Consider the following 12,393-nt stretch of genomic DNA (forward strand, 5'->3'; position numbering starts at 1 on the left):
CATCCGATCGAGAGGTTGCTTAGGTGAACAGCTTGTCGATCTCGCTTTGGATCCGCGCTCTGGTTGATGCAGATACTTTGCTCACTCCTAGCTCGCGGGCCATGGCGTAAACCAAGTCATCACCCACGAGGCTTTGGTCTGCGAACGAGCGCGCCAGTGCGAGGAGCTCGAGGCTACAGATCTCATCGATTGGGCGGATGTTGTCTGCGTCTGCCGGCTGCCGATACGCGATGGCTTCGCGGTTCGGTAAGCGGCGGGGCCAATAGAATTGCCCTGCGTCCTCTTCAACCTTGCTGTATTCGCGATCTGCGACGCTCACGATTCGATCGCGAATGCGAGAACCCGTCCGAGTCCACCCATGCACGCGGGCTATCCGGCGCGCGAGCGTGGAGTCGAGGATCGGGCCCTCTTCTTCGATCACGTGCCTGATCATCATGCCCAGGACAGCGTCGTAGCTTGTTTCGAGGAAGGCGTCAGGATCGACACCCTCAACTGCGCTTAGCGGGTCGCTTTCACGATAGGAGGCGAAGGCTGTCGATGAGCGAGTCGAGTCATTGTCCGAGCGTGCATAGCGCAAGCTTGGAAGTTCATCTTCTTCTTGAGAAGAATCGGAGTGGGCTGTGGGAGAGGACTCCAACTTCTCAGGTTCAGGCTTCCCACTGTGGAGCTCAATGACGTTGTCGTTGCTCGAAATCTCACTTGCTGCGGCGATGGCAGCGAGCTGCTCTTGAACTTCACGTGCTGCACGTTGCTGCCTGCTGTCGACTAAGAGTGCCTCAAGACGCTCGTGGATTTTCTGAGCCGTCCCTAGAGCGTCAATCCACCAGTCTGTCGACCAGATGCGAAGAATCTCCCACCCCAGTCCTCTGAGTACCTGCTCACGCAGCTTGTCCCGATCACGAGCTGTAGCGCTGCGGTGGTAGGTAGCTCCATCGCACTCCACGCCAGCGAGGTATCTACCAGGAGCGTCGGGATCGACGACGGCCAGGTCAATTCGGAACGAGGACACGCCGACCTGAGTGACAACTTGCCACCCTTTGAGGCGCAAGGAGTTTGCAACGGCCTCCTCGAACGGGCTGTCGTAACCACCCAAGCTTCCAGTATCGATCTCTGCGAGTGCCCGGGCGCCGCGGTCGGCAAATTCAAGGAAGTGTTTGAGGTCGCGAACGCCGAGCGCCTGAGTACGGGCGAGATCGATTTTCTCAGCACGGAGAGTACTGAATACTCGCAGTTCATGACGGGCCCGTGTGACAGCAACGTTGAGCCTGCGCTCTCCGCCAGTTCGATTGAGCGGGCCGAAGTTCATTGCGACGTTTCCTGCGGCGTCAGGGCCATAGGTGATCGAGAAGTACATGATGTCCCGTTCGTCACCCTGCACGCTTTCCAGATTCTTCACGAAGACGGGCTCTAGCTCGCTCTCCGAGAAGTAGCTTTCGAGTGTGGGATCTTTTCTACGCTCAGTGTCGAGCAGATCCTCGATCAGCTTCTGTTGCTCGCCGTTGAAAGTCACAACGCCAATCGTCAGCTTGCTCTCGCGGAATCCAGGGCTGCGCAGTCGGCCCAGCAAGTCGTTGACTAGCGCTTTAGCTTCTGCCGGGTTAGTACGCGCGGAGCCTTTCTCGTACACCCCATTGACGACGTGAAGGCTGACAGCACGATCGTTGGTAACAGGGGAGGGGAACGTCACCAGCTTGGAGTCGTAGTACCTCTGGTTCGAGAACGCGATCAGGCTCTCGTGCCGGCTACGGTAGTGCCAGTTCAAATTTCTAATCGGTAAATTGGCGCTGATGCACTCATCCAAAATGCTCTCGAGGTCAGCCTCGACATCAGCATCATCCTGAGTGGACTCCGCTCGGTCGAAGAAAGAAGTTGGCGGAAGTTGTTTAGGGTCGCCAACCATCACCACCTGCTTGCCGCGGGCGATTGCGCCAATCGCATCCCATACCGGAATCTGCGAAGCCTCATCGAAGATCACTACGTCGAAGACGCTCGAGTTTGCAGCCAAGTACTGGGCAATGGAGAGCGGGCTCATCAACAAGCATGGGGTTAGCTTGGTCAGAGCGTCGGGGATTTTCGACATCAACTCACGTAGAGGAAGGTGGCGCGTTTTCTTCGTGATCTCATGTCGCAATACGCCCCATTCCGAGCTCTTGCTTACCGAGTCTTGAGTGGGCAATTCGGCGCAAAGGCGGGCACGTAGCAGGTCTCGAGTGAGGGAGTTGAAACGATCGTCGAGCTCGCGGAAGTCACGGATCCGCTGCTCGTGCTCGACGCTAACGAACGTGCGTATGACCGGCTCATTATCAACGGCCGTATTCAACCACCAGTGGGCATAGTTCGTCTCAAAGGTCTTGCGTACCGATCCTTGCAATACGTGACCGGCTCTCAGGGCTTCGACTAGAGGAAGCAAGCCCAGTGCAGTTGCTTCATCGCATGCTTTTTTCCATGCGCACCAAGCATGCAGGCCGTTGGCGGATTGCACCAGCTGCTCACACTGCAGGTGTTGTTGGTTGAGCTCTTGCTCCGCAAAACTTGCTGCGTCAGCGTCGAGGAACTGCCCAGCGTCGACGAGCTTCTGCACCTGGGTGCTGTACTTACTTAACGATTCCAGCAGCTCTGTTCCTGCTCGAGCCAGCTGTCCTTCTGGTTCTAGCAGGGCATTAGCATCGCCAAGCAGGCGGCTGAGTGCTGATTTAACCCCTTCAACATGCTCTGGTGTTTGGACAAGGGCCGAAATAGCTCCAGCCAAGTGGGCGTGGAATTTGAGCACACGAGAAACAGCCTCTTCCTTCGTATGTAATCCCAGCCAAAGGCCGGCGGTCTGCTCGCGCAAATCCACCAGATCGCTCAACTCCCGCTCAACTGCTTCGCGCTGGCGGAGTGTCTTCAGCTCGCCGAGAAGTGACTCTCCGCAAGATCCATTAGCAACGAGCTCATGTTCGTCCTCCAGACTTCCTTCCTGCGGGACGGCTCGTCGTGCGCGCTGGAACGTCAAGGCCGCTGCTAGTGTCTTGGACTGTGTCTCCAGGCCGTCCCAAAGTGTTCCCGTGGCAGTGCTGAGCTGTCCTAAGCCGGAGATGTCGGCTTCAACAGTACGCACTTCTCGCATCTGCTCTAGAGCTTCTTTCAGGGCTACTCCAGCATGGCCTTGGGTGATGAGTTCAAAACCCTGGTCAGACCATGGGCGGCCTTCGACTGAGCCTGCAAGTGCTGCCTGCAGGCGCATGACCACGGCGAGAAGTGCGGGATCGGTCTTCGAACCCTTCCAAATGGCGCTGGAGTGCTGGCCCGGCTCAAGTGCGTCCAGACGAGCCCGAAGCTCACGTATCTCTATCCAGCGCTGAAGCTCATCGGTAACAGCTGCGGTAGAAGGCGATGTTTGGGTGCTTGCGACTTGTGCTCGAATTCTGCGTTGGGTGAGCCAGGACTTCGGCCAGAATGATTTGCCGGCTTGCTCCCATTCACTCAGCAAAGCTCGCACATCCAGGGCCTCAATTGCTTCGGAGTAGCCGACCGAAAGAGCTTGAGTGACACGATCGAGCTCGCTGAACACCTCTAGACCTTGGTTCAGCTGAATCATTGTCGCTATCGGCCAAGGCTGTGGAAGCCTAGATTTAAGCTCCAGATGCCTCGCGAGCAGGCTGAGCCCCCGTTGGCAATCTTCGATTGTGCTAGCCGTCCAGCACGCAGGTAGTGCCTGATTGAGAGCACGGTGCTGTTCAACAAGTTTGAGACCGGCCTCCAGTCGCTGACCAATTGCCCGTGCATCCGGACGCAGGACGAAGCTCCAGTTTTGCCCTGCGGCGAAGGGAAGGATCTTTGCCAGGCCGGCAAGCCCTTTTAGCGTTCTTGCATTGACCGACAACGTCGGTAGGCCGGACGCTGTTGAATAGCGTTCAGCGGCGTTTTGCGCTACGCGAATGGCAGGCCCCAGTTCGCGGGCTGCGTCTACGACTTGGTGCTGCCAGGTGGGCGACCAGTCGTTGTTTCCAATAAGTTGGAGAGGGTGTTGGCTTAGGGAGTTAAAACCTACCGCCTGGGCGTTTACTTCCAAACGGTCAGCGATCTCCCGCATTTCGAGCAAATCAGCGGTTTGGTGCTGTGTATGCGATGTCCAGGCAAGGTTGATCGGGGCTATATCCTGATTCGTGCTCACCACGCCGATAGCGTTATAGATCGTGTACCCATTGGGGTACCGCTCGTGGAGCCGCTCTACGTAGCGATTCAGAATTTCGCGATGCCCCTGCAGGCGTTGGGCCTCAACCTGCCAGGTCGTTGCATCCGCTGTGCCGCGGGCTTCCCACGCGGAGTGCAATTGCGAAAGGACTTCGGTTTTCTTTGACTTGTTCGAGTGGACTTCAAGGCAAAACTCACCCAGGCCCACTTCCCGCAGGCGCCGATACACAACGTCCAGGGCTGCGATCTTTTCCGAGACGAACAGCACGCGTTTCTGTTGCGCAATGAACTGGGCAATCATGTTCACGATCGTCTGGCTTTTACCGGTACCTGGCGGCCCGATCAGCACGAAGTCTCGACCTTGCGCCGCCGACAGTACTGCAGAGAGCTGCGAAGAGTCGGAAGGGAGCGGGCAGAAAACTTGTTGCGGGCTGTACTGAGAGTCGAGCTTTCGCTCTTCCGGGAACGTGCCGCTACTACCGCCCTCGAATGCGTCGCGGGGGGTATCCAGCAGGTGCTTGACCACTGGGCTCTGGCGGAGGGCCTCAGAGCGCTCCGAGAGATCTTTCCACATCAGGTACTTCGCAAACGAGAACATCGAAAGCACGACGTCCTCGCTGACTTCCCAGCCCTTGATGTCCTTAACTGCTTGGCGAACCGTTTTCCATATGAGTGCGACATCGAGACCGGACTCGTCTTTCGGGAGCTCGCCTTCACCTATGCCAAGATTTAGCTCGAAGTCTTGGCGGAGCATCTCCTGCAGAGTTGGGTTAAAGCGCGGTTCGTCGTCATGAATAACCAGCGTGAAGCCCGCACGAGCGCTCTTTCGCTCAAGCGTTACCGGTACAAGAATCAATGGAGCTCGGTAGCGCTGGCTCTCCTTGTCCTCTCGTGTCCAAGTCAGGAAGCCCAGTGCCAGGAAGAGAGTATTGGAGCCGCCTTCCTGCAGATTTGTTCGCGCTCCTCGATAGAGTTCGGTGAGGCGTGCGTCGAGCTCCGTAGCAGGTAGTCCTACGAACACTTCGTTACGCTTGAGCGCATCCAGAGCATGCTGACGCCGGAGGTCTTCGCGTTCACGCTCTTCATGCAAAGCTTGGTCACGCGGATCAGCACCATCCATTAAGTCTGGACGCGTGTGTAGCTTCAACTGCTTCCCGCTGGCGAGGATGTCCTCCAGAGCTGCTGCATCTGGGGCTTCTAGCCGAACTGCTTTCTTCCCTGCTTTGAAGTTGAGAAGGTTGTTACGCAGCGACAGATCGAGGAGCTTTCTCTGCCAGCGTGCGAGGCGATCTTTCGGATCCAGCGAGGCGATATCGACTTCGACCGGAGCCTCATCAGGTAGGTCAGGAGGCAAGTCGATGAGAAGCTCCGGCTCGACCAGGCTCTGCTCCTGTGCTTGGCTGGCGAGTGCAGGAGTTGCCTCCGCGCTAGCCAGGGGCTTGATCCGTTGCAGGCGTGCACGTCGGATGTCTAGGGCAAGCTCGAAGTCTCGTTCCTGGCCTTCAGCCAGATGCTGGGTGCCACGTTCTATTGCGTAAGAAAGCGGCGGGACGCTTGGCTGAGTAATCAGCGTGGTCTCAAACAGTTTCAGCTCATTGAGCTTGATGCGTTTGCGTAGAGCGGTAATGTCATCGACGGTGCTGTTTGAAAACTCCTCGGCCTTGAGCCAGAAGCCTGCAAACGCGTGCCCACGTGTGAAGATCAGAAGAGGGTTAAGGCCTGCTTGCTCCAGCGCTGCGCAGAACAGCAATGACAGATCAAAGCACGTCGCCAACCCACTCTCCAGGATATGGCTAGGGCTACGTACCTTCTGGCCAAACTGCTCAAAGCTGGAGGGGGGGAGTGCGTAGTCAAGCTTAAGAGCGGCGACAGCAGCCCAGATTGCAGAGGCGATTTCCCACGCGTGTGCTGACCCTCCGGCGTATCCATTGAGTGCAGGGTTCTTGTCCTGCGATCGCAGCAATTCAGCGGCTTTCTTCAACAAGCGCTCGACCGCCATGTCATTGGGCTGCACAAATGCCGCCGTCATGTCGGGGATATGCGAAAGGCCGCCCCATTGATTACGCGGTAGGAGTTCTAGATCAAGCTCAAGGCGGGCAACCTCTTGGAGGGAATCATCGCCGTTGCCCTTTGCTGTCAGGAGAAAGGTGACGGATGCACTCTCAGCTTCTGTCAGCTTTGCGAGCATTGCGCCGTCGATTTGCAGGTCGAGCCCGGGTATGGGGAGAAATGTACCTGGGGCTAGCGAATCGATATGCCAAGTCTTGGTCTTGAAGACGATCGGGTCGGAGAGAAGCTTGAGTTCAAGGCCGCTGTATTTCTGATCAGTATCGTTGACCAGGCGCAGCTCTCGGATCACCGGTACCGAGTTCTGGAAGTCGGCTAGGTTCAGCTTCCCGACCAGCGTGGCCTGAATGCGAACTGTCTTTATTGGGGCAGACTCAACTGCCTGGACGGTGGCCTGTGAGTCTTGAGGCAGCGCACTATCCGGCTGCTCGATAACGTCGTCATTCATGCCGATCTCCTTGTCCAAACCTAGCCAAACGGCGAGGTTTCGGAAGACTCTCGAACCGGACAGTCCCCGGCGCGCGCTTCCATGCATCGCGTCATCCTATCGGCTGACACTTATGATGGCGAGTGGCCAATGTGTCGAGTTGACGAGCTGCATTGCTAAGGTGATCTAGTTAGGGAAATCGGAAATAGAGGAATAACGCAGAGAAAGCGAATTGCGCTGAGCGAGCATCTGGGCAGATGTCATGGGTTGAACAGGTTTTGCTCAAATAAGTGGCATGTCATCCATCCCATACGGTGGATCGTATGTGCCGTGCCAGCCCACCAGTACTCGCTCGAATGCGTCAACGTAATACCTTGATCCTCTGAGGATCTCGAGCGTCCCGCCGGCATATGCAACGTAGAGATTTTCGGCAGCTCGACGCTCAGTCGCATCATTCCACGCATGGCTACTCGGGAGCACGTCCGGATCGCTCGGGGCTGACCATAGTGATTCTTCGTCGACATGTGCTCTGCGGAGTAGGGCCACGATATTCGAATGGCCGTGTTTTTCTGCAACCTCGGCAGGGCTCTCTCTGGTTACAGAAAGTGCTGACACGGCTGCCCCAAGGCGAATCAATTCTAGGCACGCCTTCTCGTGCCCGAAGTAGGCGGCTTGATGTAAGAACGTCCAGCCGGATGTTTCTTTCTGAAAGCGACTGGAGCGCCGAGCAACTGCTGGGGCATCTGCCCAAAGTGCCATGACGTCCTTCCAGCGGCCGCTCTTGGCCTCTTGGTAGGCGGCTTCAATACGATTGGCTAATCCGCTCACAGCGCTGCTCCTTCAGAGGAGTTGGATGGACGAGGTTTGTCGGTAGAGCGACGTTGTACCGGTGTCTCTGACGCTAGCGAGGACTCTCCAAGCCCGGGCCTGCCTACGGGACGCATCTGATCAGGTATAAGCCGGCGAGATAGAGGGGCTGGAGCATCTACGCTATTGGCGCTGTGCGCCGTGGGCGAGGACGCTTCAGGCCCGCCCGAATCGGGTCAAGTCCTTATCCGTATTGCTGAACATCATGTTCACCTGGCGCTCTCGCTTCAGTTGACCGAGCGTCGCAAAAAAGCAGGGTTCGCAGAGGTGTAGCTCATAGCGCTCGCATTGGTGTATTGATGGTGCTTTCCAGGCTGCGCCAAGAGTCGCGAACTCCTGCTGTACGTTGACACAGACGTCGCAGGAGACTGACGCAGTTGATGCTGCATTGTTCATGTCTGGGTACCTCCAGATGAGCTCGGCCACCAGACTGATGCCCATCTCAGAAAGCCTTGCCTGATCAATCTTGATCCTGTTTGTCGAATGGAGCAGTGGCATAGAAGGTAGCGGACTGAAGTACTTTCCACTTGTTGTAGTAGGCCGGCCGACTGCAGTCGACGCCTTCGGTTCCCACCTTGTTGTAGACCGCGCTAGACCGTCGAAGGTGGTACGCGCATCCGGTGACTTCGATGTAGTTCCCGTTGGAGGACAGGATCTCGAAGTGGCTTGCCACCCGTAGATCTTCCGTTTTCTCCTTTCCAGGAATGGAGAAGTGCACTCGGAACGTCGCCCAGTCTTTGTAGCCTGAAATCGTGCCGCGCGGCCATTTTGCTTGTGGTATCTCGTAGGTACGAGCATTGATCTCTGGATGATTTGAATGGCATGCAAGTGGACAGTGCCGGCGCCCGAGCACACTTGAAATTCAACCGGTTTTACCTCCAATTCGGCGCCATCTAGGAGGACGCCGGTGCCGGCTCGCTCCATGAAGTGATCAAGGGCTGCCTGAGGGGAACTCCAACCTACAGTCACTCACCAGCGCTTGCTCAATTCATCGACCTCGCCCATATGACTGTAGGAGAAGGCACTATCAGCAAGATCAGGTCGCTGTGCCACCATGCTCCGCAAGCCGTACGGTCTGAGGCCGGATGGCCACAGCTAGGCGAAACCTGGCTGTGGCCGAAACAGCTCCGCGAACGACTCGGCTCTGCGCTATGGAGAGAGGTTCTTTCCCTGATCCGCGTTGTGATAGACCGCAGGGAACGTCAGCAGACGGATGATCTTCTGCAGCTCGTCAAGGCTAATCATGTGGATTTTCCATTCTGGCGGCACGGAGAACTCGAACAGCTTGGATGCCAATTCTTGCTTCAAGAGGAACGGGTAGACCTTTAGCTCTCCGTCACTGATTGCGCAAATGACTTTCCAGTAGCGAGAGGGAATTTTGATCTTTTCGGTGCCTTCAAAAACCTCGTCCTCATCAGCAAGGATCGGGCCCGCAAAAATACACAGTCGTCCCGCTCTGGATTGCCCGCCAATCAGATTTTCGAGCTGCCCCCAAATGCCGGCATCTGTAGATCGGTTGAAGCCCTTAACTTGAGGTGAGCAATTGGTGACGTGATACGTGTCACCGTTGGCACGCTGAATTTCCGAGTACTCGCTACCCCAACATACGTCGTCCCGGCGCACTAAATGCCCCTTGTCGAACGCTTGGTTATCGTTCGTGTAGAAGCTATCAGGGATCTGATGCTCTGCAGCGATGCGGATATCCAGCACCCATTTCTCCTGATCATTTTTTCCCAACCCACCCAGCGGCTTCCTGGCATAGGCTTGGCTCGGATCAGGCGTTCTTGCTGATTTGCTCCAATCCACGTTGGAGGCGGTGAAGATCGCTAGTTTTCTTTCTGCGTGCAGGACGACGGTGAAGTGTTCATAAGGAATCAGATACTCAGAGGAGTGCACCATCGTCGCTGCTTGCTTCTCGTCAACGAGATCTGGAAGGGGAGTGGGCACATCTAGGAAATTGGCATTAAATCCAGCGCGATTGGTGTAATCACGGTCGACTATAGGTTCTTTAAGACCTTCGAATGCCCCGCCTAGCAGTGAGGATGAGAGGACAGTCCTCACTCCAACAGTGTCATTGAGCTCGAGAACCAACGTTCCAATCTCTAGTCGTCCAGCATTAATTTGCGCGCTTGCCGGCCCTGCCGGAGCCATTACCTTTTCGCCAGCATTGCTCCGGCTGTAGGCGGTGGAGAGCACATCACCACCTTCCATTGCAGCTTGTAGCTCGGTTAAGAATTCGTCTTTTTTCGCGTCTGCTAGAAGCGAGGCGCAAATACTGCTAACACGGACTCCTTCGTTAGCGATCCAGATAATTAGGTCTTCATCTACTCCAGCCAGCGAGTCAGTCTTTTTGCCATTCTTGAGAACGTAAAGACCATCTCCGTCCTGCTGCGCTTTGCCCGAATGATGGAGTGCCACCACTTGGAAGCTGTCGTTAAGGACTGCCGCGCCGCTGGAGCCGGGAGCTGTGTCACTCATGTACCAAAGGAAGTTTGGATCGGACGCGTCGATGCACTGATTCTCTCGGATTGCCCATTGACGGAATGCGCCACCAGGGTGCTGGACGATGCTCAACCATTCCTTTTCGACAACCTTTCCGGTACGAGCTAGGAGGCGGTGAAATCCGAAGGAGGAAAGCTTGGCGTTACCGTCCAATGACGATGTTTCGACGGCGACGACTGCGTAATCTAAGGCTTGGTTCGAGTGGAAATACAAGTCGGGGCGAAGCTTGAATTTATGCGACTGCTCGGGTTGCCCTGCGATCCCCAATCGATAGTTAAACTCCGCGAGGCTAGGTGCGGCATCGTCTTCGACGCCGAATACGTGATGGTTCGTGAGCATCAGGCGTGGAGATACCATGAAGCCGGTCGCCCAACCTTTCGTGGCGCCAAAGTCATCTCTAAGCTGTATGCGGCAGACAGGTCTTCCTGCAATCAACGCACGCTCAAAAAAGAACTCGTCGACTAGGTCGTTGGTACCGAGTATTCGCTCAAACTCTGTGTCAGATGGCTTGGCTCCACCAGCAAAAAGAAAGCTTTTCCTCGTATCTGATATGTGTCTACGGAGTAGCTGAGTTGTCGGGAATCTCAGCTCCTGTTTGACCTCGATGTTTTTCAATACCTGGGGAGTACGGCTCTTGCTTCTCTCCAACTGCTCCTCTGTGGTCATGCGCATTTTTCCCCTCCTTGCCTTAGGCAATCCATTTGCGGCGGTTCAACGCAGCCAGCAGAGCGTAGTCGAGCGAAGGACGAGACTTAGGCCCGCTTCGAATAAGCTCTAGAACTGGCGCGAGGGTCGGTGATGACCTTGCTACCGCACACCCCAAATTCGCATTTCGGTTGAAGGGCGTCTTCATTCATGTGAAGGATGGTGCACCAGAAAATGACACAGTGATCGCCGTCGCCAATGATGGCCGATATCGACCCTTTGCGGTCGTTCGTGAGAGGCAGAGTCCGGCCAAAAGCGGACGTTCCGTCTCCATGGCATGAGGGATTAGTCAGTGACTTCGCATGCTGGTCCTGACCGGCTCCCCCCCCTGGGGAAGTCAGATCGAACGCTCTCGACGCTTCCTCAGGTACATGCTCTCCCTCGAATAGAGCCGTTCTAATAAGCTCCATATATATCTTCAAAGTTGCTGGGCTGACGTCCGGTCAGCTATCGCACCGAGCCGCAAACCAAGGTATGGCCGTGCGATACCCATGGACGATGGTGGCGACAGCGGCGCGCGAATAGGGTTTGCCTATCGACAGCAAGGCTTTCGAGCAGGTGGTCTTCACGCTCTCAGCATTGCGGGTCGGTCGCACTCGCCGCATGAGCGGTATCCTGATGAGAGCTTTCAGCATGACCGAAGAAACCAAAGGAACCACCCGCCGAACACTCATGAGCGCTGGCTTGGCGGCCGCCACCCTGGCGGTGGCGGTGCCGGCCCTGGTGGGCCAATCGAGCAGAACCCAGGCCGCCACAGCGAAGACCAATCGCGGCGCGAGCCAGGGCTCGGGCTATCTTACCCTGCGTGACGGCGCAAGGCTGTTTTACAAGGACTGGGGCAGCGGCCCGATCATCGTTTTCCACCACGGCTGGCCACTTTCGGGAGACGACTGGGATAACCAGATGCTGTTCTTTCTCTCAAGGGGCTACCGTGTAATCGCCCATGATCGGCGTGGACACGGGCGTTCCTCGCAAACGGCCGAGGGCAACGACATGGACACTTATGCAGCCGACGTGGCCGAACTGATGGCGCATCTCGGAGTGAAGAACGCCGTCCATGTTGGTCATTCCACCGGTGGTGGCGAGGTGGTCCGCTATGTGGCGCAGCACGGTATCGGCCGCGTTGCCAAGGCAGTACTGATCGGCGCCGTCCCGCCACTGATGCTACGCACGCAGAAGAACCCTGGCGGACTTCCGCTCAAGCTCTTCGACAGCTTCCGCGAGGCGCTCGCGACGGACCGCGCGGGATTCTACCGCGAGGTAGCCGAAGGTCCGTTCTACGGCTTCAATCGGCCAGGGGCGAGGATTTCCCAGGCGGTGGTCGACAACTGGTGGCGCCAGGGCATGAGTGGCGGAGCAAAGGCTCACTACGATTGCATCGAAGCCTTCGCCGAAACCGATTTCACCGAAGACCTGCGACAGATCCGAGTGCCAACCTTGGTGATGCATGGGGAAGATGACCAGATGGTGCCCATCGACGACTCAGCGCGCCTGACTATCAAGCTGCTGCGCCATGGGACGCTCAAGACCTACCCCGGGCTATCCCATGGCATGTGCACGACCCATGCGAAGATCATCAATGCGGATCTTCTCGCCTTCATTCAGAAGTGACTCGCCAAGGCGCGGCTCGAAGGAGTTCTCTTCGAGCC

General features: G+C 56.6%; 4 protein-coding genes. 1 reads left to right on the forward strand and 3 read right to left on the reverse strand.

Annotated elements, in window-relative coordinates:
* Nucleotides 1-19: 19 nt before the first annotated feature.
* The 3 genes from ACCC94_RS01840 to ACCC94_RS01850 form a co-directional block, all read right to left on the reverse strand.
* Nucleotides 20-6,691 carry a DUF3320 domain-containing protein gene (locus ACCC94_RS01840; protein WP_413347764.1) on the reverse strand — a complete coding sequence of 2,224 codons (6,672 nt, stop codon included), beginning with the start codon at nt 6,689-6,691 and terminating at the stop codon, nt 20-22.
* Between the two features lie 261 nt (nt 6,692-6,952).
* Nucleotides 6,953-7,498 (reverse strand): ankyrin repeat domain-containing protein, encoded by a 546-nt coding sequence (locus ACCC94_RS01845; protein WP_413347765.1) that lies wholly within the window; start codon nt 7,496-7,498, stop codon nt 6,953-6,955.
* Nucleotides 7,499-8,686: 1,188 nt separating this feature from the next.
* Nucleotides 8,687-10,711: a DNA/RNA non-specific endonuclease gene (locus ACCC94_RS01850; protein WP_413347766.1), complete on the reverse strand. Its 2,025-nt coding sequence runs from the start codon at nt 10,709-10,711 to the stop codon at nt 8,687-8,689.
* 666 nt (nt 10,712-11,377) lie between these two features.
* Between ACCC94_RS01850 and ACCC94_RS01855 the strand changes: the two genes are divergently transcribed.
* On the forward strand, nt 11,378-12,355 hold the full coding sequence (locus ACCC94_RS01855; RefSeq protein ID WP_088417041.1) for an alpha/beta fold hydrolase: 978 nt from the start codon (nt 11,378-11,380) through the stop codon (nt 12,353-12,355).
* Nucleotides 12,356-12,393 lie beyond the last annotated feature (38 nt).

The sequence above is a fragment of the Pseudomonas sp. Pseusp97 genome, assembly GCF_047304025.1.
GTDB lineage: Bacteria > Pseudomonadota > Gammaproteobacteria > Pseudomonadales > Pseudomonadaceae > Pseudomonas.